The sequence below is a fragment of the Cytobacillus luteolus genome, from assembly GCF_017873715.1.
Taxonomy (GTDB): Bacteria; Bacillota; Bacilli; order Bacillales; family Bacillaceae_L; genus Bacillus_BV; species Bacillus_BV luteola.
This window is the reverse complement of the sequence record NZ_JAGGKM010000013.1, coordinates 1-25,911: the sequence shown is the minus strand read 5'-3', so window position 1 is coordinate 25,911 and position 25,911 is coordinate 1. Positions and strand designations below refer to the sequence as shown.

Below are 25,911 nucleotides of genomic sequence, written 5' to 3'. Positions count from 1 at the left end.
AGTATGCCCCTTTTGACCTTGATAATAAAATTAACTAGCTTTAAACGTAATTTTAGGGCTTGAATAGCTCTTCTGCTTATTTTCAACGAGCATAGAAGTACAATTTGGGCAACGCGTTGCATCTGTATGTATCGTAGAAAAGCAGTACCGACACTGTTGTGATGTAATCGAAGCTCCTGGAGTTCGTCTAATTTTGTTAATCTGCCGAATAGTTAGAAATGTCGCAAATGCTACAATTCCAAAGTGTAGAATTGAGTTTAGAAACATTCCATAATTAATTGTTGCTGCACCCATTTCTTTAGCCTCAGCCAAAGAACGGTAAGGAGTATTCGTTAAGTTGATATAAAGGTTTGAAAAATCGACTTTTCCTAATAGAAGACCGATTGGTGGCATGATAATGTCTGTTACAAGAGAATTGACAATTTTACCAAATGCCGTTCCGATAATAACACCGATCCCCATATCAATGACGCTTCCCTTCATTGCAAACTCCCTGAACTCTTTTACAACTTGCATACATACAACTCCTTTCGAGTAGGATGTTCAGATATAGCCTTATTACTAAAACCTATGTCCGTGCTAGGGAGATATACATAAAAAAAGAGTAGGGGCCCCCGGCGCGTTAAAGCTTTAACGTGCTGGGGGTCAGGCCCCACAAAAAAACAGTGCAAGCCTCGGGGGCTTGCACTGTTTGATTTATTTTATGGTCTGCTTTCTTGTTTGCGTGGAGCTCGACGTTTGCCTGCTGGTGGACGACTTCCTCTACTACCGCCACCGCCGGTGCCTCCACCGTGACTTCTGCCACCACCACCGCCACTGCGGTTACGGTCTCCACCACCTCTATAACCACCACTGCGGTTACGATCTCCGCCACCACTACGACCTTTATCGCGTTTTGAAACGACAGGACGCTCTTCAGTAAGCTGGATTGGTGTTTTGTCAGGTTCTTTTGTCATCATTTTAATTGCTGCCGCAACAACCGATACTGATTCATGTTCTTCAAGAAGCTCTTCTGCAGCACGTTTGTAATATGAAATATTTTCATTTTCAATCGTTGCTAATAGTTTCTCGATTGTTACTTTTTGTTGACCTTCTAATGCTTCATCAAGAGTAGGTGGAACTAAACGCTCCATATTACGTTTCGTTGTTCTTTCAACGTGTTTCAATTGACCCACTTCACGTGGAGTTACAAATGTAATTGCAATTCCGTGCTTACCAGCACGACCAGTACGTCCAACACGGTGAACATAGCTCTCTGGATCTTGTGGAATATCGAAATTATATACATGTGTTACTCCGGAAATATCTAGACCACGAGCCGCAACGTCTGTTGCGACAAGGATTTCAATTGAACCTTCTTTAAATTTACGAAGTACAGAAATACGCTTTGCTTGGCTTAAGTCACCATGAATACCTTCAGCCGCGTAACCACGTAATGTCAACGCCTCAGATAATTCATCTACACGACGTTTTGTTCTACCAAAAATGATAGCAAGTTCTGGTGAATGAATATCAAGAAGTCTAGTTAATACATCAAACTTCTTCTTTTCTTGTGTTTCAACATAATATTGCTCAATATTTGGTACTGTAACTTCTTTTGATTTAACTTTAACGATTTCTGGATTTTTCATGAATCGTTCAGCAATGCGTTGGATAGGTCCTGGCATTGTTGCTGAGAAAAGTAAAGTCTGACGCTCTTCAGGAACAGTTGATAAAATTGATTCAATATCCTCAATAAAGCCCATATTTAACATTTCATCCGCTTCATCAAGTACAACAGTATGTACATTTTGCAGACGGATTGTCTTACGGTTAATATGGTCAATTAGTCTTCCAGGAGTTCCAACAATAATTTGAGGGAACTTCTTTAGTGCTCTAATTTGACGATTGATATCTTGTCCACCATAAATCGGTAAGATACTTGCACGATTAAAGTGTCCAATTTTATTAAGCTCTTCTGAAACCTGAATCGCAAGTTCACGAGTTGGTGCAATTACGATACCTTGGATCGCTTGATTTTTCACATCAATTTTTTCAATTAATGGAATACCAAAAGCAGCAGTTTTACCTGTACCAGTTTGTGCCTGCCCAATAACATCTCTTTTCTGTAATGCTAATGGAATGGTTTGAGCTTGAATTGGTGTAGCTTCCTCAAATCCCATTTTACTAATCGATTTTAATAACTCTTCATTAATCCCTAATTCACTAAATGTTGCCAATATTTTCATACTCCTTTTGTGGTATATATTTCACATATAAGTTGACAAGGTTTAGGATTTTCTTTTATAAAACTTGGATTCTTACCAAGTTAACGGCGACTGCCTAGTTGTTCTCATACACAGTAGAAGGTTTTTTAATGCCTTCTTTAGGTAAAAAAAGACTTCTCCCGTTGATCCGGAAAAATGTCTTTAGGTTCACGACCATCATTTGAATTCAACCGGGCACTTTCCTATAGGCTCTTTTCAGAGAAAACAGCCTTCCCATATAACCGAAAGCCCTTCTTGACACTTTATGTGTAATCTTACCATTATGAAAATTTAAATGCAATAAATCTCACACAACTGAGATTTAAGTTGAACTTATTATTGCCATATATCTGAATCTATACTAGTCATTTAACAAAAATGCATCTACTTCTGAAAACAACGTCCAAATATCCTCCCCATGACATACGTGATGTTTGGATTGTGGCAAAAGGCATATTTTTTTTACCTTCGAACTGATCGTATCATACAAGAATTGTGCGCTCTTTACCGGAACAATACCATCACATTCTCCTTGAATAATAAGAGTGGGAACATCTATATCCCGTAATTTAGGTCGAATTTTATTAACCAATGTACGAAATTCAAGCGTTGCCCTAAATGGGGTATCGGTTATTTTTTTCTTATATCGTAAATACAACACATTTTCCTTTAAATTTCCTCTAAGTCCGTCTTTAATCATATCTTTTATATCAAACAGTAACTGCCTTGGATTTATATAGTATGCTGCAGCACTCAGTAGAACGAGTTTTTTTACCGGGTATTTTGAGGCAAGGTAACCCGCTATTAATCCACCCATAGAAAAGCCAATTAAATAAACCTCATCACAAAAAGCCAATAAGTCTTGCAGTTCATCTTCAGCATAATTCAACCACTCCTGGTTTGTTACGCCTTTTAGGTGTAATTCTGTACCATGCCCCGGTAAAGTTGGCATTCTAATTTCCCAGTCGGTTGTCTCCTGAAGGTGTTTTGCTAAAGGTTCCACCTCAAAAGGAGAGCCCGTAAACCCATGTATAAGTAAACATCCTTTCATAAATACCACCCTGTCACTTTGAAATTAGCCAGTTAATTATTAGTATATGCATCAACTATTTATTTTCCCATGGAGAAAACAAAAGAGATGAGCTCTATATAGAACTCACCTGGATAATACTACTCTTTCAACTCCATGACAACCTCTTCCAGCCTCATTCCTCTTGAGCCCTTAACAAGAATTAAATCATTAGCTGAAACAATTTTCTTTAGATCTTCAATAAGATTTGTTTTATTCGTATAAGCCTTAACTTTATCAGGTTCGAAAGAGACTCTTGCACCTTCTGCAATGTGTTTGCTTAACTCACCAAATGTTACTACATAATCAACAAAATTAGGTTTTAACAATTCACCGATTTCGTAATGGTATTTTTCTTCATTTGGTCCTAGTTCTAGCATATCACCTAGCACAACAACTTTCCTTGAATAGCCTTTTAAGTTTTGGACTAAATCTATCGCTGCCTTCATAGCAGTAGGGCTAGCATTATATGCATCATTAATGATTTTCGAGCCGTTTTTTCCCTCAATCACTTCTAATCTCATATTTGAAACTTTTAATTGCTTTAAGCCCTTTTGAATATTTTCCAAGCTGACATTAAAGTATTCCGCAACTGCAATTCCTGCTAAGGCATTAAATACATTATGTTTGCCTAGTATCGGCATATGAATTTCGGTATCTGGATACTTGTTGATCGTAAAATAAGTAACGTCATTTTCTTGCTTAATTGAAACTGGAACATACGTACAATCAGAGTGACTACCAAAAGTGATTGTATTTATAGATTTGCCCATTACACGTTCATTGAGTAAGGTTTCGTCACCATCATATATGATGGTTCCTCCCTCTTTTAAGCCATCAATTATTTCAAATTTTGCATCTGCAATCCCATCTCTAGAACCAAGATCTAGCAGGTGAGCCTCACCAATATTTGTAATAATCGCTGCATCTGGCTGAGCTATTTTTGTTAAAAGCTCTATTTCACCTCTACCACTCATGCCCATTTCTAAAACCGCAACCTCTGTGTCCTCTTCTAGGCGAAGGATTGTTAATGGAAGACCGTAATGATTATTAAGATTTCCTTCAGTCTTTAATACCTTATATGTGGTTCCCATAATGGATGCAACAATATCTTTTGTAGTTGTTTTCCCATTACTTCCTGTGATCCCGATTACTTTTAGAGATAACTCATTCCTATATGTCTTGGCTAAATCCTGCAGGGCTACTAATGTATCTTCAACATAAATTAATGGAATGTTCTTCGGAGGGTTTTCTTGATTTCGCTGCCATAGTGATGCCTTGGCTCCATTTATAATTGCTCCCTCAACAAATTCATGTCCATTAAATTTTTCTCCAATAATCGGAACAAATAAATTACCCGCTTCAATCGCCCGTGAGTTAATTGAAACTCCTGATAGCATCTCTTCATTTGTAGAATGATTACATTCTCCTGATACCATTTGTGCTATTTGCTTCATACTTCTTTTAATCATAGAATGACCTCCTAAAAAAGGGTTGGACTATGTAAAATAAGATAAACACTATTCTGCTAAAATAGTGTGTGAATAGTGTTTATCTATCTAAATGCTAGAACGTATATTTTATTTTCTGTTTTTCATTATGTCGTTCAATTGCTAAATTCACTAGCTTTTCAATCAATTCTGGATAAGATACACCCGTGTGCTGCCATAGTAAAGGGAACATACTAAATGGCGTAAATCCAGGCATTGTGTTTACTTCATTTATAACAACTCTTCCTTCTTTGGTTAGGAAGAAATCGGCTCTAACCAAACCAGCACAGTCTAATGCTTTAAAAGCTCTAATAGCCATGTCTTTCATCACTTCATATTCCTCTTCGGTAACCTCAGCAGGGATAATCATCGCAGTATCCCCATCTTCATATTTTGCTTTATAATCATAAAACTCTTTCTTTGGTACAATCTCGCCGGCTACTGAGCATTCAGGATGGTCATTTCCTAATACGGCTATTTCAACCTCACGTGCAATAATGCCTTCTTCTACAATAACTTTTCTGTCAAAAATAAATGCTTCCTCGAAGGCCTTTTCTAAACTTGCACGATCCGTACATTTATTTATACCAACACTTGAACCTAAGTTCGCAGGTTTAACAAAACAAGGATAGCCTAATGCTTCTTCTATCTTTTCATATGTTTTTGTTTGGTCGGCTTCCCACTCGCTACGAATAAATGAAACATACTTCACTTGGTCCAGTCCCGCTTGAGCAAATATGTTCTTCATTACTACTTTATCCATCCCAGCAGCAGAAGCTAGAACCCCATTACCGACATAAGGAATGTTCATTAATTCTAAAAGACCTTGAACGGTGCCATCCTCGCCGTTTGGCCCGTGAAGTAATGGAAAAATCACATCGATCGTTTGATCTGACTTGTCACCATGCGCTGGAAAAATTTCATTATTTAAAGCTACAGGTGAAATGGTGTTGCCTCCGTCCTTTAGTTCAAGTTTTTGAACCTCTTGAACAGGTCCAGTCAGCTGATTCCCTCGAACCCATTCACCTTGTTCAGAAATATATATTGGATGAATATCATATTTTTCATGGTCAATTGCTTTATTAACAGCAAGAGCTGTTTGTAGTGAAACTTTATGTTCTGCAGATTTCCCACCATAAAGTAAGCCTAACTTCACTTTCATACGCTTTCCCCCTCGTTGCTAGTGTTTTTCTTATTGTAACATTTCACTGTTTGTATTATATACGATAATATCATTTGAATCATACTACACATTATATATGTTTACGAAAATTATCACCGACTGTGTCCGTACATTTGAAAACCATGCCTAATTTTCCGAGAACACCCTAAACAAAAAGAACCTTGAATTGTTTTTTCAAGGTCCTTTTTTGGGATTAGTCTGCTGTTGCTCTCATGGCAAAGTTTTGGGAGTAGCCAATTTTTTTAATTTCAATTGCTTTAATGTGATGGCCATCCATTGTTAAAATCTTAAATTCATAGTTAGCGAGTTGAATTGAGTCTCCTTGTTTTATATCAATTTGATGCGTTAGAATCCATCCGCTAATTGTATCCACATCTGTATCATCAATTTCTAGACCAAAGAGGTTATTTATATCACCGATTAACACTTTACCATCAACAATGGTTGTATGGTCATTTAATTTACGAATCATTGGTACTTCGTCTGAGTCAAATTCATCCCTTATTTCACCGACAATTTCTTCAATGATATCCTCAACAGTCACAAGGCCAGCAGTACCTCCATACTGATCAATCAGTATAGCCATGTGAACACGTTCCTTTTGCATCCTCACCAATAAATCATGAATAGGCGTTGATTCAATGACTTGAATAATTGGCCTTAAATAGGTTTCAACTGTCTTCGTACTGCTTCCTTTACTAGTAAAGAAATCCGTTAAAACTTCTTTCATATTAATCATACCTATAATATGATCTTTATCTCCATCTACAACTGGATAACGTGTATATTTTTCATTCGTCATGACCGCAATGTTCTCTTGTATGCTTCTATTTTTATCGATTGCTACAATTTCTGTCCTTGGTACCATGATTTCTTTTGCCACGCGATCATCGAACTCGAATATCTTGTTTACATATTTATATTCAGACTGATTTATTTCACCGTTTTTGTAACTCTCTGACAAAATAAACAGTAACTCTTCCTCAGAGTGAGCTAGTTCGTGTTTAGATGCCGATTTAAAGCCAAACATCCCTGTTAAGAATCGCGCTGAACCATTTAATAACCAAATAAAAGGGTACATTATTTTATAGAAAAACATTAAAGGTTTCGCAAATAACAGGCTAATTTCTTCGGCCTTCTGAACGGCAATTGTCTTAGGAGCCAATTCACCAATGACTACGTGTAAAAAAGTAATAAACCCAAATGCGATGGCAATTGATAAAATGCTTGATATTGAAGTAGATATATTTAATTCATTGAAAAGTGGCAGTAGTAGTTTGTGTACTGTCGGCTCACCTAACCAGCCTAGCCCAAGCGCAGTTACGGTAATGCCAAGCTGGCAGGCAGATAAATATTCATCTAGGTTTGAAATGACATTCCTCACAGCCAGTGCATTTCTACTTCCTCCTGCAACCAGTTGATCAATTCTTGTAGCTCTAATCCTTACAATCGCAAATTCAGATGCCACAAAAAAGGCAGTTAACGCAATTAATATTGCAACCATGCCTAAACTAAATATCTCCAAATATTCTCCCTACTTCGTTTTCCACGAGTAAGGATTACACCTCCTGATATAGATATTACATATTGGTATTACTTAATGAATATTTAAGAAGAAGGAATTTTATTCTTCATTCTATAGCAAGTTGGTTATTAAATATTAGAATTTTCAATTATTTTATTGTTCTAACGAATCGTTAATCATTCTCACTTCTGCCAATCCCCCATATATACTATGTATTGGTTGACCACTTTCGTGAATCACCACTTTTATATTAGTGTAGATTACATATCTCGTTTTTTCAAACTATTATGAATTCCAATCCTACAAGAAATCCCAATTGACTTGAAGTGCTGAAAAATAGGCGGAAAAATTCCGCTTAATCCGTAAAAAGCCTTGATATCAGCTTAAATAAACGGAGAAATTCCGCCTATTGACTCGAAAATCGTTAAAATTGTGTATTTCGCTCAATATAACCGGAAAAAATCCCCTTATTCACCCCAAAACAGACTCCTTTCTGGATTTAAACGGAAAATCTCCGCTTATTTACTTTCACTGGTAACTAACCTAAGTAAATTCCATCCATCAAACTTAAAGTTTATTAACAACGAAATAAAAAAATAGCATGTTAAATCCCATACGATTTAACATACTATTTGAACTGTTTTTTTCATGTTTTGCACTTCAAAAGAGAACCCATTTATTTAACCGCTTTTCTATTGTGACTTGTTTCACCCTTCCACGAGAAAAAACCACCTGAAAGTTGAGATATCTCATTCATTTTATGTCTTTTCATAATTAAGCGAGCTGCTTGTTTACTTCTAATTCCTGTTTGGCAGTATACGACAATCTCCTTGTCAGTAGGAACATCCACTTTACGCCATTTAAGCTTAGATAAAGGGACATTTATTGCACCTGGGATGTGTTTTACATTGTATTCATACGGCTCTCGAACATCAATAATAGAAAGGGATTTTGTAGATTCTATTTTATCCTTCATTTCTTGTTCATTTAAATTACGTAATCCTTTGACAGGCTTAAAACGATATACAGCAATTCCAATTAATAATCCAAGTAGAACAATGTTTATTATTGTAGAAAAATCCACGAAGCCACCAACCTTCTTATTTTCTTCTATTTTATCATTATTTTATAACACCTTCTATGAAGAAGTTTTAGGACGTGTGAAGACACAACAAAGGTGGCCCCCGAAAAGGCCACCTTTTTATCGTTTACTTAACTTTCTAATGATCCCATTACCAACTATATAGAATGAAAGAACAGTTAATGAGATTACAAGGATCCCACTAAATGGAACAATTTGATGGGAATAAATATCCCTTTGGATATTATCTAAAAGGTTTGGCCAAGATTCAGAACCATTCACAATGTTGAAACCGCCGAATTCTCCTGGCTCAAATACAACATTGATAAAGATTCCAATAACCCCTAACTGTGCAATCAAAAACAGCACTCGCCCTAGTTCATTAACAATTATCGTCACCAGTTGTGGACTTAAATTTGGTAGTAGGTATTTCTTAGACAACCCTATAGGACTGTTACCTACCACTATTCCCGCTTCATAATAATTTGTTTGTGTAATACTTACTACTAGTTTATGGACTGTCTCTCCTACTCTTCCTACCTCAAGTATTGCTAGTATAACAATGAACCAAAAAGGTCGATTTGGTGAAACAAGGAAAAACGGAATTCCAATGATCATTGCAATTAGAAAAATCGGTGGGATATAGGAAAAGAGTTGATTCCAAATGACTAAAAGTGCCTTTATCAATCGACTGTACGCTGCGCCAAAACCTAAAATAACCCCTAAGAGCATTCTGATAATCACAATACTAAAAATGATAATCATTGTTTCTCTTGCACCCATTACTAACCTACTTAACAAATCAACCCCACGGCTGTCGCTTCCTAGAAGGTACTCTTTTGAGGGTGGATATGGGGGTACAATAATCGTATTATCTTCTAAAAACTCAAACTTCTTTTCCGTTAATTCACTGTCAATAAATGGTGTATAAGGACCTATAAATGCAATTAGTATAATCAGGGCTAGTATGGTTACCCCTGCTAAAAATGTAAACTTTCTCATATTCCTGTTCCTGTTCCTTTCGGTGAAATCAGTGAATGAATAATTTTGAAGAAGGTATTAGCAAAGAAAATAATGAGAGTAAACATGATTACAAACCCGAATTTCGCATTGATATCTGCTCTTAGAAAATGGAAGGCAGCACCACGATAGTTTGACAGATATTCTACAATAAATAAATTGGATAAAACATAAAGTGTTAATGTGTTACTGTTCACTACTATTTTTTGGAGTGCATTTTTTAACATATGTAAATTAACGATTTTGAAATAACTTACTCCTTTAGAACGTGCTGTATTAATGTAATCCATTTTCTCTTCTTCTACTAAACTTGTATACGTAATATTTGCAATAAAAAACAAAGGGTAGATTGCTAGAAAGATGATACCCACAATTTGATTATCTATCTTTTCATGTCCATATAAGTCAACGTGTGGAAACACTCCGATTTGATATAGAAACATTAGTAATAATTGTAGGAAAATCATAAAAAATAAATCAGGAATCGATAACATCATCCAAGTTGTACCACTCCCAACTCCGACTCTTTTTCCCTTCACTAAAAAATCAAATACCCCTTTAATAATTCCGAAAAAGAAGCCTATTAATATTGCCGGAATAATTAACTTTAAGCTTCTAAGTGTCATTTCCATAACATGTGTTTCTATGGTATCTCCAGTCTTATAAAGACCTAATCCTCCGTTTTCCTCCAAGGCGATGAAGAAGTCTTTTACATTTGTGATATGGTCATTAAAATTATAATGATAAACTGCATCTTCAAGTTGCCCAGTTGTATCTGCAACAAGGCTATAGTCTCTTGGAATTAAGATAATAAGTAATAAAAAGCATGCAGCTAACATCCATAACACAAACTGTTTTATCACCCCGATAACGATGTCTTTCATCTTGCTCCCCCTGTTCTAAAAAGCTAAGTTCACTTTCTATCTAGCTTAGCTTTATATAAAATGCCTAGTCTGCACTGGCTGATTCTTCAATAATGCCCTCTTTCGTGACACGGTAATGCAGGATTTGCCCATTTTTTACATAATAAATTGAAAACACATCAACAATGTCATCGTCTCCAAATTCTACAGTTAATTGTGCCTTCATTTGCCCACTTTGAAGACCTGAAACATCAACTGAAATGACACCTTCTTCATAGACGTAATTTTCGTTTGCAAAATCATATCTCCAAACTAGATATTGATTCGCATTAACTGATACAGCAGGTTCTCCGTAAAGGTTCTTTATTTCCTCTTGATTTAGACCAAGTAAATTTTCACCTTTAATCGAATCAACTAGACTTTCTTCGGGTTTTTCTTCATTATCCTTGGTATCTTTCGTATCCTTTTTATTTTCCTCATCCTCAGTTTTTGAAGGATCTTCCTTCTCTATCTCGTTACTAGGAGAAGATTCACTAGGGTTAGGCTCGGTTGGACCATTCGCATCAGTAGACTGCTCTTTATTACTGCAAGCAATTAAACTCGCTATAATTAGTCCAATGACTAAGAATTTACTCTGTTTCAAAGCTACACATCCCTTGTTAGTTTTATTTCTTGTTATACTATTTAAATATATTAATTTTCAAAATTAATTAAAATTTTTTAATAGTTAACATTTTATATTTTACAAACAAATAACAAAAAAAGGAAGTGATTTTCACAATTATATTTCAATTTCATTACAATTAATTTACAAAAAAACTCTCAATAAGTGTAAACATCACTTTTTGAGAGTTTTTTTGTTAACCTTGTTTATTAACCGGTACAATATTGTCAATTTCATTTAGTAGATAATGTTCTACCATTTTAGTATCTTCCTTGTATATGAGAAGGCTTTCTCCATTGAATTGAACGATTCTGCCAAGGACTTCTTTGCGACCTACTTTCTTTAATACCACTTCAATATATAGTAACTGATTATTGTTAACCCAGTTTTGAATTTGTTCATTGAACGTATCCATCTTTAATTCCTCCCTTTGCTAGCTCAAACAGATCTGGATTGCATTGTGTATTATGTCTTCTGCGAAAATTAGCACACTTATATAAAGAGGATGTTTTACTAATAAAACAAAAAACCACCTTTATAGGTGGATTATGTCGTAAATGATCCATCCCACGGCGACCCGGCTATCATAGCAAAAGATTGCGTTAGACCCGAAGTTTTGCGTCCCTACCTTTCGATAGGTTTGCCATTATCAGAGATAAGTTTTAGCATATAATATTTAATTTTAACATTATTTATAGGGAAATAAATCACTCCAAAATTAACCAATCCCCTTTTAATTCTATTTCCAACAAAAATAGCCCCACAAGATGAATGTCTTGTAGGGCTATTTATTAGTTTTCCTGAACTTCTTTACGATTTTTCTTGAACATCTTAGATAAGACTTCATATACGATAGGAACAATAATAAGTGTTAATAAGGTTGAACTTGTTAGTCCACCAATTACTGTTATTCCAAGTCCTTTAGAAATCAATCCGCCTCCACCCTCAGAGCTGATTGCAAGAGGTATCAAGGCACCAATTGTAGCAATTGCAGTCATAAGGATTGGACGAAGACGTGTTGCTCCTGCCTCTAGGATTGCTTCACGCATCGATAAACCATCACGTTCCATATGAATAATACGGTCTACAAGTACAATAGCATTTGTTACGACAATACCTATCAACATTAATAGACCCATCATAACAGAAACTGAAATTGTTTCACCTGCAATCAATAAGCCGACAAAAGATCCGATAACAGCAAATGGTAGAGAGAATAGAATAGCAAATGGAGCCACACCCTCTCCAAAAGTCACAACCAGAATGAAGTACACAATCGCAATAGCTGCAAGCATCGCTAGCCCAAGCTGCGTGAATGTCTCATTCATATCAGCTGCTACCCCAGCTACACCGACAGTTACACCCTTTGGTAAATCTAGTTGATCAATTGCTTTATCTACTTCATTAGTTGCTTTTGAAATATCATCACCAATAATCGTTCCTGATACGCTTGCATAGTATTCACCTTTACTACGAGCTAGTGTATTTAGAGTTGTGCCTTTTTCCACAGTTACAAGGTCTGAAAGTGGCATCATTGTACCAAGAGCAGTCGGTACTTGTGTTGCTAGTATATCATCAATTGACTTCGGCACAGCCGCTTGTTCCTGTTGTAGAATCACTTCTAGAGTATCTCCGTCTTTTTCAACAGTAGTAATAACCTCTTCCGTTGATGAAGGCCTTAACATCATGACAATTTGCCCTGTTGTTAAACCGTACTGTAATAATTCGTCTTGCTTTACCTTGAATGTATATTCTACATACGCATCCTCTGCACTTGATGAAACATCTTCTAAACTACTATTTTCTGCCATAACGTCTTCTAACATCTTTACTGCTTCATTTAAATCATTCAAATTTTCACTGTATAAAGTATAGCTTAGTTCATTTGTTGACATTGACATTGAAGTAAAGTTTTGACTTTTCCATTCACCACTTTGGCCAATGTTAAATACATATTCTTCAATATCTTCACGGACACCAGGGAAATCTTCCATTTTTGGATCAAAGATAAGATACATTAATGCCCCATCTCCACTTCCACCCATCATGGCAGTCATTGGGTCTCCACTTTCAGTGACAGATAATTGTACGATATCGATGTCGTCATGTTGTAATAACTCTTCTTCTACAACTTCAATGTTTGCTAGCGTTTCTTCCATTAGCTCACCTGTTGCAGGAGTATACGTTAGGTACATAACTTTTTCTTCTTCACTTCCCATAAAACTAAATCCAATCAAAGGGGTAAGCGCAAGGCTTCCTACTAGTAGTAATATTGAAATGATAGATGTAATAATTTTATGGTTAAGCGTCCATTCTAAAATACCTTTATACCAATTCGATAGTTTCCCTACCTCTTTGTGGTTGCTCTCGGTTTTCTCACTATATAGCTTTCTCTTGAATAGATAATGAGATAACGCAGGAACAATCGTAACCGCAACAATTAATGATGCTCCTAATGCAAACGTCATTGTTAATGCGAATGGCATGAATAATTCACCAACCATACCGCCAACAAAAATTAGTGGAGCAAACACTGCAACCGTGACTAGTGTTGAAGATAGGATTGGTTTAAACATTTCTATTGTTGCTTCACGTATAAGTGCTCGACCTGTTAGCTTTTCTTCTTTTAAATGAAGACGTCGATAAATATTTTCGACTACAACAATCGAGTCATCGATTACACGACCAATTGCCACAGTAATTGCACCTAATGTCATTATATTTAGGGTAATATCCAACCAGTTTAGTAACAGTAATGCCATAAAAATGGATACTGGGATAGAAATGATTGATATAACGGTTGATTTAAAGTCACGTAGGAATAATAGAATAATCAATACTGCTATCAATCCACCGAACAGAGCCTTTTCAATCATAGTGGCCACTGATTTTTCAATTGGTGCACCTTGATCTACTGAAATATCAATAATAAGACCCTCTAAATTAGTGGTTTCTTCTTCAACAAGCTCTTTAACACGATTTACAACATCAACCGTGTTAGCCTGTTGACCTTTAACAATTTGAATTGCAATAGCATCTTTACCATTTGTTCGGGAAACAGATTGTACTTTTCCTACAACTTCAATTGTGGCAAACTCGCTAAGTTTTACAAATGGCAATGGTTGTACTTCTGTTGGAGTCACAGGAATAAGCATTTCCTTCAACTCATCTGCTGTCATGAACTTACCGTCAACAGCTACTGCTTGTTCACCATCTTCAAACTCGTAAAGCCCTAAAGAAACAGCTAAGTCACTTGCTTGAATCATTTGCTTTACATTGTCTTCAGTAATACCGAACTCAGCCATTTTTTCTTCATTATAAGTAAGATGCACTTCTTCAATATGCTGACCAGTAATTGTTGCCGATGCAACGCCATCTATCCTTTCAATTTTCGGAAGGATAATCTCCTCGACTGTAGCGGTTAATTCTACAACATTCTCTTCCTCACTACTTACACTTAAAGCAACAACTGGCATCATGTTCATGCTTATTGCTGTAATGACCGGTTCTTGAGCTCCTTCTGGTAAAGTCACAGCATCTAGTGCAGATTCAAGTGCACGTTTTGCCTCGTCCATATCTATGCCATATTCATATTCCACCTGTATACTTGACATGTTAGAATATGAATTTGAAAACACTGATTTTACATCTTCTAAATTCTCTACTGCTTTTTCTAATGGTATTGATACTTCATCCATCACTTGTTCAGGAGTTGCACCAGGATATACACCCATTACCATTAAATAAGGTATTGATATATCTGGGATCGTCTCTGTTTTCATTTGCGTTCCTGAATAAATTCCTGATACAGTTATAATGATAGTAAGTAACCATACTGCTAACTTATTTTTTAATACAAAATTAACCAAGCCTTTCATACTTACACATACCCCCAATTGACTTATCAGACTCAGTTACTTATACTAATGACTAATCGGTCAATTGTCAATCATTAAATCTGGGAGAGATAGAAATGATAAAAAAACAATTAATAATGGAGAAGGCAATAGAGCTCTTTGCAAAACAAGGGTTTGAGGCAACTTCAGTCCAGCAAATAACGGAGCACTGCGGCATTTCGAAGGGTGCGTTTTACTTATCCTTCAAGTCAAAAGATGAGTTGATTATAGCACTCATTGATCATTTCATGATTCAGATTATCTCAGATATTGACTACATGGTCAAAAATTCAGAAGAAAGTAATGAACTATTATATAAATTTTACTATTCAACCTACCACTCATTCCATAAACATGCGGATTTCGCTAAAATGTTCATGAAAGAACAAACTCAAACGTTTAATCCTGAATTCATTTCCAGAACCCGCTACTATGATAGCCTAATTGATAAAATCATCCTAACAATGATTGAGCGCTTGTATGGTGACAGTGTCAGAGAAACAAAATATGATTTACTTTTTTGTATAAAGGGCTTTATGAGAACATATTCTGAGTTATTTTTATTTTATAATGTCACATTAGATCTAAATTTACTTTCCAAATCGCTTGTAGAGAAAACAAATCTACTTGCAAAACATACATCCATCCCTTTTATCTCACAAGAACTTATGAAAATGTTTGAGCTTTCAACTTTTGAGGAAGTAACGAAGGAACAAATACTTAAGGTATTGGAGCAGAAGATTGAGGAATTAACAGAATCCATCGAGAAAGAATCACTAATTTTAATAAAACAGCATATTATTGATTCGAATTTAAGCCAGGCAATTATAAAGGGATTGGTCGAAAATATTCGAAATCACCCTCATTGTAAATCAGTCTCTTATTTGCTTGATCGTTATTTCCAATTTTAAAAACTTGGAAGAGAAAACTATTCTCAACATAAAAAAGTCCTCCTAGACATTCTAGGAGGACTTTTATCATTACCCTTTATTCAACTGTAACACTTTTCGCAAGGTTACGTGGTTTATCAACATCACAATCACGGTGAAGTGCTGCGTAATAGGAGATAAGCTGTAATGGAATAACTGATACTAGTGGTGTAAGCATTTCGTTAACCGTCGGCAATACATAACGGTCTTCTTCTTCTTCAAGACCTTTCATTGAAATAATACAAGGGTTTGCACCACGTGCAACTACCTCTTTTACATTTCCACGAATACCTAAGTTAACATGCTCTTGTGTAGCTAGTGCGATAATTGGTGTTCCATTTTCAATTAAAGCAATCGTACCGTGCTTTAACTCTCCTCCAGCAAAACCTTCTGCTTGGATATAGGAAATTTCTTTTAACTTTAATGCTCCCTCAAGGCCTACATAGAAGTCTAACGTACGGCCAATGAAGAAACAATTTCTTGTTGTTGATAAATATTCACGCGCGATTTCTTCCATTTCCTCTTTAGCATCACATAAAACTTCCATTGCGTTTGCAACAATTCCAAGCTCTTGAATTAAATCAAATTCTAAATTAATTCCTTTTGATTCTGCTGTAACAGCAGCAAGGATAGATAATACAGCAATTTGAGCAGTGTAGGCTTTTGTTGATGCAACTGCAATTTCAGGACCAGCGTGTAATAATAGCGTATAATCCGCTTCACGTGAAAGAGTTGAACCTGGTACGTTCGTAATCGTAAGTGCTTTATGACCCAATTCTTTAACTTGAACAAGCACTCCTCGGCTATCTGCCGTTTCTCCACTTTGAGAAATGAAAATAAATAATGGATTCTCAGATAGAATTGGCATGTTATATGCAAATTCACTTGCCACATGTACTTCTACCGGAATTCTTGCCATTTTTTCAATATAGTGCTTTCCAACAAGGCCAGCATGGTAACTTGTTCCTGCAGCAACAATATATATGCGATCTGCTGCATTCATTGCTTCAACAATTTCCTTGTTGATCGTTAATCTATTTTCATTCCCTTGGTACTGTTGGATGATTTTTCTCATCACTAACGGTTGCTCATCAATTTCTTTTAACATGTAATGAGGATACGTACCTTTTTCAATGTCGCTAGCATCAAGCTCTGCAGTGTAAGGATTACGTGAAATAACCTCACCATCAAGGTTTTTAATGATCACTTCATCTTCTCGTACAAGTACCATTTCTTTATCCATTAACTCAACATATTGGTCAGTTACTTGCAACATTGCCATTGCATCACTCGCAACTACATTGAAATTATCACCAAGACCCACTAGTAATGGACTTTTATTTTTAGCTACATAAATTGTATTAGCATCTTCATGATCTAATAACGCAAGGGCATATGAGCCTTTTAAAATCGATAACGTTTTACGTAACGCTGCTTCAGTATCTAAACCTTCGTTAACGAAACGCTCGATGATTTGTACAATAATCTCTGTATCAGTTTCACTTTTCAATTGAACATTTTGTATATATTCACGTTGGAGGATCGAATAGTTTTCGATTACACCATTATGAACCAACGTAAAACGACTTGAATTACTTTGATGTGGATGTGCATTAACTTTGCTAGGTACTCCATGAGTTGCCCAACGTGTATGCCCGATTCCAACTGGTGCTTGGACTGATTCATCAACAATATCACGTAAAACCGCTATACGACCTTTTTCTTTGAATACACGAACTCCTTGTTCGTTCATTACAGCAATACCTGCTGAGTCGTATCCACGATATTCCAGCTTTTCTAAGCCTTTTAATAAAATTTCCTTTGAATCTTGTTGACCAATATATCCTACAATTCCGCACATATGATTTCTTCCTCCTTGAATTGGAGAACAAGAAAGTGGGGACACTCTCTTGCCCCCTTAAGTTTTAGTATTTTCAAGTATGAAATCAATATCCTTTCGTTTGTGCAAAGAGTTGCCTCTTTGTTTTTCAAGAAGGAATTACGGTTGTGATTTTACCAACCGGGAGGTATCCGCCGAAAGTTCGATAATCCTCCTCCTCGTCAACTAAACTCTAATTTCGTTCATGAATTTAGTTCAGGCGCTTATTTAATTATATCAACCTCTATCCTCACTTTCTATTCCTGAGTAAATGAAACACGATTTATCATACCAACTAACTGTAAAAAGGTCAATAATTAACGTCTATTTTACCAGTAATTGTTAGATAAAAATTAACCGTATAATTAAAAAATATGCATAGATTGGCAATTTTGTGCCACTCTATGCATATTTTGGTTTCTATTCTATACCCATTTCTTGTTGGATTACGTCTACGATTCTTTGAACGTACTGATTACATAACTCTTCTGTTGAAGCTTCAGCCATAACACGAACTAGTGCTTCTGTACCGGATGGCCTAACTAGAATACGACCATTACCATTCATTTCATTTTCAACTTCTTCTATGATTTGTTTTACCTTTTCATTGTCAGTAACATGATGCTTATCTGTTACCTTTACATTCACTAGTAGTTGTGGAAACTTCTTCATTTCACTCGCTAACTGTGACAATGGCTTTTTAGTAACCTTCATAATGTTAACTAATTGAAGTCCAGATAATAAACCATCGCCTGTCGTATTATAATCAAGGAAGATAATATGCCCCGATTGCTCTCCACCTAGATTATAACCACTTTTTCTCATTTCTTCGACCACATATCGATCGCCTACAGCTGTTTGTGCACTTTGTATACCATTTGCTTCTAATGCTTTGTAGAAGCCTAAATTGCTCATTACCGTTGAAACAACTGTCTGATGCTTCAATCTGCCATTCTCATTTAGATATTTGGCACATATATACATAATTTGATCGCCGTCAACAATATCACCATTTTCATCAATTGCTATTAAACGATCACCATCCCCATCAAATGCTAGACCTACATCTGCACCTTTTTCCTTTAAAAAAGCAGAAAGGGCTTCAGGGTGTGTTGAACCTACCCCCTCATTAATATTTAGTCCGTTTGGAGAGGTACCCATTGTAGAGATATCTGCATCTAAATCAGCAAATAAATGTGTTGCTAAGGAAGAAGTTGCACCATGTGCACAATCTAGCGCAACATGGATACCAGAAAAGTCCTCATCTACCGTCTGCTTTAAGAATTGAAGATATTTTTGGCCACCCTCAAAATAATCATTTACTTGTCCTAGTTGGGCTCCTACTGGTCTTGGAAGGTGATCTTCACTTTGATCCAATAGTTCTTCAATTTCTTTTTCTTGATCGTCTGAAAGTTTAAATCCATCTGGACCAAAGAACTTTATTCCGTTATCCTGCACAGGATTGTGAGAAGCAGAAATCATTACACCTGCTTGTGCACCTAATGCTTTTGTTAAAAAGGATACACCTGGAGTAGACATTACTCCAAGTCTCATTACTTCTGCACCGATGGATAGTAAGCCTGCTACTAAGGCTCCTTCAAGCATATGTCCAGATATACGCGTATCACGCCCTATTAATACTTTTGGACGCTCTTTATCCTTTGTTAGAACATATCCCCCAAAACGACCAACCTTAAAAGCTAGTTCAGGAGTTAGCTCACTATTTGCAATTCCGCGAACTCCATCCGTACCAAAATATTTACCCATTCATTTATCGCTCCTTTATAATAACTCACCGCTTCTCTACGGTTTCTCAGTAATATTAACTTTGACTTCTACCCGTGGCAGTACCCACGAAATATTTTGAGGTCCATTCACTTCAATTCTTATGTTATGTTCACCTATACCTATGTCTGTTAAATTAATATATAACTCAATATCAGATGGGTCAATCTCATCTAAGAGTGTTGGCGCACCTAGTACTTCAACATCCAAAGTACCGTTTTCTGGATCAATAAACTCTAGTTGCAATTGTTCTCTTAACCCAAAAGTTTGAATCGGTAAATTTGTAAAGGTTCTACTTTCCTCTTTTTCTATTTCAATTGTAACTTTGATAACTTCTGGTGATATTTTCTTTACACCTTCTGGAACAGGAATTGGAATATCCAATGTAGTATCATTTGTTAATTCTGAAATATCAACTGTTACTCCGTCTATGAACTCAATTTTATCGATTATTTCTTTAGGGCCATATACTGTGATCTCACTTGGAATCGCTTCAATGTTTACTATGCTTAGTCCTTGCTGTAAAGTACCTTTTCTATTGATCTTAAAAGGAACCTTCTTGCTTGGACTCGAGATTGGTACGGTTATGTCAACAACTGAAGGCTCAACCTCTACAGAAAGAACATTGCCGTTTTTATCATACACTGCTACTCGGGCCTCTGTTTCTACTGTTTCATTAACACCAGTAAGATCAACAATTGCCTTAACCAATGCAATCTTTTCAACTTCTTCTTTTGCACCAATAATTTTCACACTATTCGGCTTAACAATAGGTTCCTCTGCGATATAACCTTCTTTAATTTTATCTTTATTAATAAAATCAACTTCTACAGGATAATTCTCAGATACTCTTTCCTGTATCGTTACTCTTACAGTCGCAGGGTCAATTATAACTTCAATTTTTTCTGAAACATTCCTATATTTAAGATTTACATTATGAGTACCAATTCCTAGGTCTCGTAAATCAGCAAACACTTCAATATCCCGCTGAAGACTTGCTGTTTTCGTTACTCCTGTTGGGCCTTCCAAGGTTACCTTTGCATATTGAGGCATACCTGAAATAACTAGGTTTTCACTATCATAATACGTTGTTATTGGAACATCTGTCAGTGTCTCTACATCCCGTGATGCTGTAGGAAAAGATGGCCCTGGAGGACTTGGCTGTGTTTCAAAGCTTACAGACATAAACAACATAAGTGCTAATAGTAAAGCAACTATTTTCATAAACCATCTATTGTTCATAAATTTATCCATTTTTCTTCCCCCTCCATTGCCAAAGAGTCGAGGAAGTAGAGCTATTTTTAGCTTGCAGTTCACGGACTAACATCTCACGAAATGCATCTTGCTTTAATTCACGATGTAACTCACCATTCTTTGTTAAAGAAATACTACCTGTTTCCTCTGAAACAACAACTGTAATACTATCTGTTACCTCACTTATACCTAACGCTGCTCTATGTCTTGTACCTAATTCTTTTGAAATAAATGGACTCTCAGAAAGGGGGAGGTAACAAGCTGCTGCAGCTACTTTATTTTTCTGGATAATCACAGCTCCATCATGTAGTGGAGTATTTGGAATAAACGTATTTATTAATAATTCCGAAGTAATTTTAGCATCTAAACCTATACCGGTTTCTATGTAGTCACCCATACCTGTCTCACGCTCAATTGAAATTAAAGCCCCTATACGACGTTTTGCCATATAGTCAGTCGCTTTTACAAGAGAATCTATAAACGACGTTTGCTCGTCCTCTTCGGGAGCATTCGTACGTGAAAATAGCTTTCCCCTACCCAGTTGCTCTAGTGCTCTCCGTAATTCTGGCTGAAAAATAATAATAATCGCTAAAAATCCCCACGTCAATGCCTGGTCCATGAGCCATTGTAGTGTGTTAAGCCCTAAAACACTACTTAACATCCTAATAATGATAATAACAGTGATTCCTTTTAATAATTGCACAGCCTTTGTACCACGAATTACCATTATTAATTTATAAATGACAAACCAAACAAGGAGAATATCTATAATATAGCCGAGGTAATCTAAAAATGGTAGTTCTCCAAATGGCATTATTCTCACACTTCCTCCAATGTTCAAAATTTCCAATTCAAATCATAATTTATCAAAAAACCTGGATAACTTCCTAAAATTTATCTATATAATTATATCATAAAGGTTTTATACACTGTTTACAAATAAGAGCAGTGATAAAGAGTGACAAAAAAGACCACCGTTTGAACTGCCCTAAAATTGTCTTAACAATTGGAGAACAATTCAATATGAGGTGGTCTAAGATAAAGAGTTTTCTTCTTCTTCAAAAACATCAACTACTTCATTTGCTACCTTTTTAATGTGATACCATAACCATTCAAAAAGCTCATTGACTTCTTTTATTTCTCCGGTTACATGACCTGCAGATGCCAAGTACTTATCACCGTTGATAATTGTTACATTGCCTTTAACTTGCCCTTCAATAATAATGGTACCATTCCGAACAACGATATCTTCCTTAATAACCTTATCCTCTGGAACAATCACAGTATTATTTTCAATGATTAGATCCGTTTGTTTAGATACCGAGAACTCCTGGTTTTCATTCCAAATTGAAAAAATACTTCCAAGCATCAATACACAAAATAAAGATGCTGCAGTAAGTAAGGGATGTATCCTAAACCATCTTCTCATACTTACTGTCTTTTTCTCCTTAGGAAGGTTTTGCATTATCTTCATTGTGAAATCATCTGGTGCAACAACATGGGAAGTGCTTTGCACAAAAGCAATAGCCTTCTCTAATTCATAAAAGTGTCTTGAACAGTCCTCACATTTCTGTAAATGGCTACGAAGTTTAATTTCTTCATTATGTTCAATCTCTTCATCCAGGTATTTATGCATTAACTCAACTATTTCAGTAGGACAATTCATTATTATCACCCCTATTACAAGTGTCGCAATTGATTTCTTAGAGCTTCGCGGCCCCTATGAATTCTTGTCTTCACTGTACCTACTGGTAAATCTAGGATCTCACTTATTTCCTTTAAAGATAATTCGTCAATGTATTTCAACACGATGACTGAACGGTATTTATCAGGTAGCTTTAGAATTTCTTTTTGGATTGTTTCCTGTAATTCTAAACTCTCTACCTCATCTTCTGGAAGTGAAACATCTGCAGCAACCTGAGAGTACATTGTTAGACCTTCAGCACCGGCTACTTCAGCATCCAAATAATAATCAGGTTTCTTCTTTCGAATCCTGTCTATTGATAGATTGGTTGCAATCCTGTAAAGCCAAGTTGAAAACTTTCTCTTTGTATCATAGCTATGAATATTAACATAAGCCCTTAAGAAAGCTTCCTGTGCTATATCTTCTGCCTCATGCCTGTTTCCCAGCATCCTATAACACAACTGGAATACTTTATCTTTGTATAGTTCAACTATTTCAGCGAAGGCATTTTGGTCACCATTTTTTATTTGCTTTATTCTATTTTTTACGATTGTTTCCATTATATAACCTCCGCTTCACTGCGGGTCTATGTATTTTACGATTGAAAATAAAAAAGGTTTCAATTTATTTTCACATTTTATATTTTAGCAAATATTAGGAGGAGATGTTTAAAAAACTTCAAAATTGGTTAAATAATTTATAAGTCCCATCCTAAAGGAGGATTTATCATGACTAATAACGAACAGCAGTTAATGGATAAAATCGAACATTACAGAGAAAGAATGGTTCAGTTGGCAACGAATACTTCGCTAAAAGAAGATGAGGTCATAAAGCTATCTTGCACACTTGATAATCTACTCATTGAATATCAAAAACTTCAAATGATAAATATAAAACAGTAACTCACCTCCTGAGTTACTGTTTTGCTCTAATAGACTACTATAACAATTTCTCTCCAAACAACGAACCCATTAGTGCTACTGCCACTGATGCCGTTTTATTTCTTTCATCTAGAATTGGATTGACCTCTACAAACTCTGCAGAAGTTATTACACCAGCTTCAGCCAGCATTTCCATCGCTAAATGACTTTCTCTATAACTAATACCTCCAATTACAGGAGTCCCTACTCCTGGTGCATCATGAGGATCTAAGCCATCTAAATCTAATGATAAGTGAACTCCGTCTGTACGATCTTTTAGATAAGAGATTGTTTCCTCCATAACCTTAGTCATACCAATTCGATCAATCTCATGCATTGTATATACTTTAATACCTAATTCTTTGATAAGAATCTTTTCACCTTCATCTAATGACCTAGCACCAATGATGACAATATTTTCTGGCTTAACCTTAGGACCATATCCAGCAATTTCAGTCAAAGTTGGATGGCCTAGACCTAAACTAACCGCTAAAGGCATTCCATGAATATTGCCTGATGGTGATGATTCAGCTGTATTAAGATCTCCGTGTGCATCATACCAAATCACACCTAAATTATTGTAATGTTTTGCAACTCCAGCTAAAGTTCCAATTGCAATGCTATGGTCACCACCAAAAACAAGTGGGAATGTATCAGCATTGATAGCTTCATCAATTTTCTTTGCTAGTTTGGTATTACCTTCAGCAACAGCCTTTAAATTTCTTAGATTCCCTTCTGAGAGTTTATCTAATTTCTCGGGTCTACTAATTTCAATATCACCTAAGTCATCAATTTCATAATGTAAGTTTTCTAATCTATCTACAACACCCGCATAACGAATAGCACTTGGCCCCATATCGACACCACGTCGCATTTGTCCGAAATCCATGGGTACTCCAATAATTGAAATCTGTTTTTTCTTCATCTGGTATTCCTCCCCTTCCCTTTCCTCTATTTTATCGTCAAATAGGGCAATGACTCAACTCGACAACAATGTGAATATATATACGAAGGTCTTTAGGTACATACAGGGAGGTTGATTCGATAAAAATAAAAAAACCTTAAATCAAAGGATTTAAGGTTGAATTGTTGTATGTATGGTGGAGCCTAGCGGGATCGAACCGCTGACCTCCTGCGTGCAAGGCAGGCGCTCTCCCAGCTGAGCTAAGGCCCCAGGTGCTTCCTGGAGCGGAAGACGGGATTCGAACCCGCGACCCCCACCTTGGCAAGGTGGTGTTCTACCACTGAACTACTTCCGCATATAGTATATATTATTTTTTTGCTAACGCAAAAAAATGGTGAGCCATGAAGGATTCGAACCTTCGACCCTCTGATTAAAAGTCAGATGCTCTACCAACTGAGCTAATGGCTCGTACTAATAAATGAGATATTACTTTTGTTAACGTCTTGATAAACAATTTAGGCAAGAGCATCTATTCGTGTCCTCATCTCAGGAAGCTTATGCAAGTAGCAGCTCGATGAGTACAATTCGTAGATTATTCAAGATGCATCGCTCATTGCTCTACCAACTGAGCTAATGGCTCGTACTAATAAAAGGCTTATCACTTATAATAAAAATGGCTGGGCTAGCTGGATTCGAACCAACGCATGACGGAGTCAAAGTCCGTTGCCTTACCGCTTGGCTATAGCCCATTGATGAAAGTAAATAAGAATGGTGGAGGGGGACGGATTCGAACCGCCGAACCCGGAGGGAGCGGATTTACAGTCCGCCGCGTTTAGCCACTTCGCTACCCCTCCACAATGGAATGGTGCCGGCGAAAGGAGTCGAACCCTCGACCTACTGATTACAAGTCAGTTGCTCTACCAACTGAGCTACACCGGCAAATTATGAAAGTAATAATATTATGTGTTTTTTTAAGGACGTTATTTTCGCTATGCGAAAAAACGTTGGTGGAGGATGACGGGATCGAACCGCCGACCCCCTGCTTGTAAGGCAGGTGCTCTCCCAGCTGAGCTAATCCTCCAATATAATGAAAGTTATTCTATTTAAGAAATTATGCTGCGTTCATTTCACTTTGTGAAATTAAGGACAGTTATTTTCGCTTCGCGAAAAAACTTTGGTGACCCCTACGGGATTCGAACCCGTGTTACCGCCGTGAAAGGGCGGTGTCTTAACCGCTTGACCAAGGGGCCATTCTATTCGTATAAGCTTCCAACCGGGATTGAACCGATGACCTCTTCCTTACCATGGAAGTGCTCTACCTACTGAGCTATGGAAGCAAGTGGCTCCACAGGCAGGACTCGAACCTGCGACCGATCGGTTAACAGCCGATAGCTCTACCACTGAGCTACTGTGGAATAATCACAGCCTGGCAACGTTCTACTCTCACAGGGGGAAACCCCCAACTACCATCGACGCTGAAGAGCTTAACTTCCGTGTTCGGCATGGGAACGGGTGTGAC

Annotated in this window: 21 protein-coding genes, 10 tRNA genes, 1 rRNA gene and 1 riboswitch; of the genes, 2 read left to right on the top strand and 30 right to left on the bottom strand. The window is 36.6% G+C overall.

The window, feature by feature from the left end; translation table 11 throughout:
- Positions 1 to 30: 30 nt before the first annotated feature.
- The 12 genes from mscL to J2Z26_RS21380 form a co-directional block, all read right to left on the bottom strand.
- Positions 31 to 516, bottom strand: coding sequence for a large conductance mechanosensitive channel protein MscL (mscL, locus tag J2Z26_RS21435; RefSeq protein WP_193538580.1), 486 nt, complete (start codon positions 514 to 516; stop codon positions 31 to 33).
- A 185-nt stretch (positions 517 to 701) separates the two neighbouring features.
- Complete coding sequence (gene cshA / locus J2Z26_RS21430; RefSeq protein WP_193538582.1) at positions 702 to 2,219, bottom strand: degradosome RNA helicase CshA; 1,518 nt, start codon at positions 2,217 to 2,219, stop codon at positions 702 to 704.
- A gap of 388 nt (positions 2,220 to 2,607) precedes the next feature.
- On the bottom strand, positions 2,608 to 3,297 hold the full coding sequence (locus J2Z26_RS21425) for an alpha/beta hydrolase (protein WP_193538584.1): 690 nt from the start codon (positions 3,295 to 3,297) through the stop codon (positions 2,608 to 2,610).
- Positions 3,298 to 3,416: 119 nt separating this feature from the next.
- Positions 3,417 to 4,787, bottom strand: coding sequence for a UDP-N-acetylmuramoyl-tripeptide--D-alanyl-D-alanine ligase (locus tag J2Z26_RS21420; protein WP_193538586.1), 1,371 nt, complete (start codon positions 4,785 to 4,787; stop codon positions 3,417 to 3,419).
- 94 nt (positions 4,788 to 4,881) lie between these two features.
- Positions 4,882 to 5,967, bottom strand: a complete 1,086-nt coding sequence (locus tag J2Z26_RS21415; protein ID WP_193538588.1) for a D-alanine--D-alanine ligase — start codon at positions 5,965 to 5,967, stop codon at positions 4,882 to 4,884.
- A 214-nt stretch (positions 5,968 to 6,181) separates the two neighbouring features.
- Positions 6,182 to 7,513, bottom strand: coding sequence for a hemolysin family protein (locus tag J2Z26_RS21410; protein WP_227413813.1), 1,332 nt, complete (start codon positions 7,511 to 7,513; stop codon positions 6,182 to 6,184).
- Positions 7,514 to 8,189: 676 nt separating this feature from the next.
- Entirely contained in the window at positions 8,190 to 8,597 is a 408-nt protein-coding gene (locus tag J2Z26_RS21405) for a rhodanese-like domain-containing protein (protein ID WP_193538590.1), read from the bottom strand.
- A gap of 117 nt (positions 8,598 to 8,714) precedes the next feature.
- Entirely contained in the window at positions 8,715 to 9,596 is an 882-nt protein-coding gene (locus J2Z26_RS21400; RefSeq protein ID WP_193538592.1) for an ABC transporter permease subunit, read from the bottom strand.
- Positions 9,593 to 10,498, bottom strand: coding sequence for an ABC transporter permease subunit (locus J2Z26_RS21395; RefSeq protein ID WP_193538594.1), 906 nt, complete (start codon positions 10,496 to 10,498; stop codon positions 9,593 to 9,595). The genes J2Z26_RS21400 and J2Z26_RS21395 overlap by 4 nt, the downstream gene beginning before the upstream one ends.
- A 64-nt stretch (positions 10,499 to 10,562) precedes the next feature.
- Entirely contained in the window at positions 10,563 to 11,120 is a 558-nt protein-coding gene (locus J2Z26_RS21390) for a hypothetical protein (RefSeq protein ID WP_193538596.1), read from the bottom strand.
- A 217-nt stretch (positions 11,121 to 11,337) separates the two neighbouring features.
- Positions 11,338 to 11,556 carry a hypothetical protein gene (locus J2Z26_RS21385; protein ID WP_193538598.1) on the bottom strand — a complete coding sequence of 73 codons (219 nt, stop codon included), beginning with the start codon at positions 11,554 to 11,556 and terminating at the stop codon, positions 11,338 to 11,340.
- Between the two features lie 153 nt (positions 11,557 to 11,709).
- A riboswitch (cyclic di-GMP riboswitch) is annotated at positions 11,710 to 11,796 on the bottom strand.
- A gap of 136 nt (positions 11,797 to 11,932) precedes the next feature.
- Positions 11,933 to 15,019 (bottom strand): efflux RND transporter permease subunit, encoded by a 3,087-nt coding sequence (locus J2Z26_RS21380; protein WP_193538600.1) that lies wholly within the window; start codon positions 15,017 to 15,019, stop codon positions 11,933 to 11,935.
- A 95-nt stretch (positions 15,020 to 15,114) separates the two neighbouring features.
- Here J2Z26_RS21380 and J2Z26_RS21375 point away from each other — a divergent pair, with 95 nt between their 5' ends.
- Positions 15,115 to 15,948 carry a TetR/AcrR family transcriptional regulator gene (locus J2Z26_RS21375; RefSeq protein WP_193538602.1) on the top strand — a complete coding sequence of 278 codons (834 nt, stop codon included), beginning with the start codon at positions 15,115 to 15,117 and terminating at the stop codon, positions 15,946 to 15,948.
- A 76-nt stretch (positions 15,949 to 16,024) separates the two neighbouring features.
- Here J2Z26_RS21375 and glmS read toward each other — a convergent pair whose 3' ends face one another.
- From glmS to sigW, 6 genes are all read right to left on the bottom strand, one after another.
- Complete coding sequence (gene glmS, locus J2Z26_RS21370; RefSeq protein WP_193538604.1) at positions 16,025 to 17,827, bottom strand: glutamine--fructose-6-phosphate transaminase (isomerizing); 1,803 nt, start codon at positions 17,825 to 17,827, stop codon at positions 16,025 to 16,027.
- Between the two features lie 438 nt (positions 17,828 to 18,265).
- Positions 18,266 to 19,612: a phosphoglucosamine mutase gene (gene glmM / locus J2Z26_RS21365; RefSeq protein ID WP_193538606.1), complete on the bottom strand. Its 1,347-nt coding sequence runs from the start codon at positions 19,610 to 19,612 to the stop codon at positions 18,266 to 18,268.
- A gap of 36 nt (positions 19,613 to 19,648) precedes the next feature.
- Positions 19,649 to 20,884: a CdaR family protein gene (locus J2Z26_RS21360; RefSeq protein ID WP_193538608.1), complete on the bottom strand. Its 1,236-nt coding sequence runs from the start codon at positions 20,882 to 20,884 to the stop codon at positions 19,649 to 19,651.
- On the bottom strand, positions 20,877 to 21,698 hold the full coding sequence (gene cdaA / locus J2Z26_RS21355) for a diadenylate cyclase CdaA (protein WP_193538610.1): 822 nt from the start codon (positions 21,696 to 21,698) through the stop codon (positions 20,877 to 20,879). Before cdaA ends, J2Z26_RS21360 begins: the two co-directional genes overlap by 8 nt.
- 219 nt (positions 21,699 to 21,917) lie before the next feature.
- Entirely contained in the window at positions 21,918 to 22,550 is a 633-nt protein-coding gene (locus J2Z26_RS21350) for an anti-sigma factor family protein (RefSeq protein ID WP_193538612.1), read from the bottom strand.
- A gap of 14 nt (positions 22,551 to 22,564) precedes the next feature.
- The gene (gene sigW, locus J2Z26_RS21345) at positions 22,565 to 23,128 is read right to left on the bottom strand and encodes an RNA polymerase sigma factor SigW (RefSeq protein ID WP_193538614.1); all 564 of its coding nucleotides are present in this window, start codon (positions 23,126 to 23,128) and stop codon (positions 22,565 to 22,567) included.
- Between the two features lie 168 nt (positions 23,129 to 23,296).
- On the opposite strand from sigW, the gene J2Z26_RS21340 reads away from it, so the two are divergent.
- Positions 23,297 to 23,470 carry an aspartyl-phosphate phosphatase Spo0E family protein gene (locus tag J2Z26_RS21340; RefSeq protein ID WP_193538616.1) on the top strand — a complete coding sequence of 58 codons (174 nt, stop codon included), beginning with the start codon at positions 23,297 to 23,299 and terminating at the stop codon, positions 23,468 to 23,470.
- A gap of 37 nt (positions 23,471 to 23,507) precedes the next feature.
- Here J2Z26_RS21340 and rocF read toward each other — a convergent pair whose 3' ends face one another.
- The 12 genes from rocF to rrf all read right to left on the bottom strand — a co-directional run.
- Positions 23,508 to 24,413 (bottom strand): arginase, encoded by a 906-nt coding sequence (rocF, locus tag J2Z26_RS21335; protein WP_193538618.1) that lies wholly within the window; start codon positions 24,411 to 24,413, stop codon positions 23,508 to 23,510.
- Between the two features lie 173 nt (positions 24,414 to 24,586).
- Positions 24,587 to 24,662 (bottom strand) — tRNA-Ala (locus J2Z26_RS21330).
- A 10-nt stretch (positions 24,663 to 24,672) separates the two neighbouring features.
- Positions 24,673 to 24,747 (bottom strand) — tRNA-Gly (locus J2Z26_RS21325).
- 37 nt (positions 24,748 to 24,784) lie between these two features.
- Positions 24,785 to 24,860: transfer RNA gene (locus J2Z26_RS21320), tRNA-Lys, on the bottom strand.
- A gap of 206 nt (positions 24,861 to 25,066) precedes the next feature.
- Positions 25,067 to 25,141 (bottom strand) — tRNA-Gln (locus J2Z26_RS21315).
- A gap of 20 nt (positions 25,142 to 25,161) precedes the next feature.
- Positions 25,162 to 25,246 (bottom strand) — tRNA-Tyr (locus tag J2Z26_RS21310).
- A gap of 9 nt (positions 25,247 to 25,255) precedes the next feature.
- A tRNA-Thr gene (locus J2Z26_RS21305) sits at positions 25,256 to 25,331 on the bottom strand.
- 66 nt (positions 25,332 to 25,397) lie between these two features.
- Positions 25,398 to 25,473, bottom strand: a tRNA-Val gene (locus tag J2Z26_RS21300).
- A 94-nt stretch (positions 25,474 to 25,567) separates the two neighbouring features.
- Positions 25,568 to 25,642: transfer RNA gene (locus tag J2Z26_RS21295), tRNA-Glu, on the bottom strand.
- Between the two features lie 14 nt (positions 25,643 to 25,656).
- Positions 25,657 to 25,729 (bottom strand) — tRNA-Thr (locus tag J2Z26_RS21290).
- A 3-nt stretch (positions 25,730 to 25,732) separates the two neighbouring features.
- Positions 25,733 to 25,807 (bottom strand) — tRNA-Asn (locus J2Z26_RS21285).
- 9 nt (positions 25,808 to 25,816) lie between these two features.
- Positions 25,817 to 25,911 (bottom strand): 5S ribosomal RNA (rrf, locus tag J2Z26_RS21280); the annotation flags it as partial.

Bases quoted from the DNA above. Each gene is read 5' to 3' on its own strand.
- mscL (WP_193538580.1), bottom strand. From the start codon at position 516: ATGCAAGTTGTAAAAGAGTTCAGGGAGTTTGCAATGAAGGGAAGCGTC.
- J2Z26_RS21425 (WP_193538584.1), bottom strand. From the start codon at position 3,297: ATGAAAGGATGTTTACTTATACATGGGTTTACGGGCTCTCCTTTTGAG.
- J2Z26_RS21420 (WP_193538586.1), bottom strand. From the start codon at position 4,787: ATGATTAAAAGAAGTATGAAGCAAATAGCACAAATGGTATCAGGAGAA.
- J2Z26_RS21415 (WP_193538588.1), bottom strand. From the start codon at position 5,967: ATGAAAGTGAAGTTAGGCTTACTTTATGGTGGGAAATCTGCAGAACAT.
- J2Z26_RS21400 (WP_193538592.1), bottom strand. From the start codon at position 9,596: ATGAGAAAGTTTACATTTTTAGCAGGGGTAACCATACTAGCCCTGATT.
- J2Z26_RS21395 (WP_193538594.1), bottom strand. From the start codon at position 10,498: ATGAAAGACATCGTTATCGGGGTGATAAAACAGTTTGTGTTATGGATG.
- J2Z26_RS21385 (WP_193538598.1), bottom strand. From the start codon at position 11,556: ATGGATACGTTCAATGAACAAATTCAAAACTGGGTTAACAATAATCAG.
- J2Z26_RS21380 (WP_193538600.1), bottom strand. From the start codon at position 15,019: ATGAAAGGCTTGGTTAATTTTGTATTAAAAAATAAGTTAGCAGTATGG.
- J2Z26_RS21375 (WP_193538602.1), top strand. From the start codon at position 15,115: ATGATAAAAAAACAATTAATAATGGAGAAGGCAATAGAGCTCTTTGCA.
- glmS (WP_193538604.1), bottom strand. From the start codon at position 17,827: ATGTGCGGAATTGTAGGATATATTGGTCAACAAGATTCAAAGGAAATT.
- glmM (WP_193538606.1), bottom strand. From the start codon at position 19,612: ATGGGTAAATATTTTGGTACGGATGGAGTTCGCGGAATTGCAAATAGT.
- J2Z26_RS21360 (WP_193538608.1), bottom strand. From the start codon at position 20,884: ATGGATAAATTTATGAACAATAGATGGTTTATGAAAATAGTTGCTTTA.
- cdaA (WP_193538610.1), bottom strand. From the start codon at position 21,698: ATGCCATTTGGAGAACTACCATTTTTAGATTACCTCGGCTATATTATA.
- J2Z26_RS21350 (WP_193538612.1), bottom strand. From the start codon at position 22,550: ATGAATTGTCCTACTGAAATAGTTGAGTTAATGCATAAATACCTGGAT.
- sigW (WP_193538614.1), bottom strand. From the start codon at position 23,128: ATGGAAACAATCGTAAAAAATAGAATAAAGCAAATAAAAAATGGTGAC.
- J2Z26_RS21340 (WP_193538616.1), top strand. From the start codon at position 23,297: ATGACTAATAACGAACAGCAGTTAATGGATAAAATCGAACATTACAGA.
- rocF (WP_193538618.1), bottom strand. From the start codon at position 24,413: ATGAAGAAAAAACAGATTTCAATTATTGGAGTACCCATGGATTTCGGA.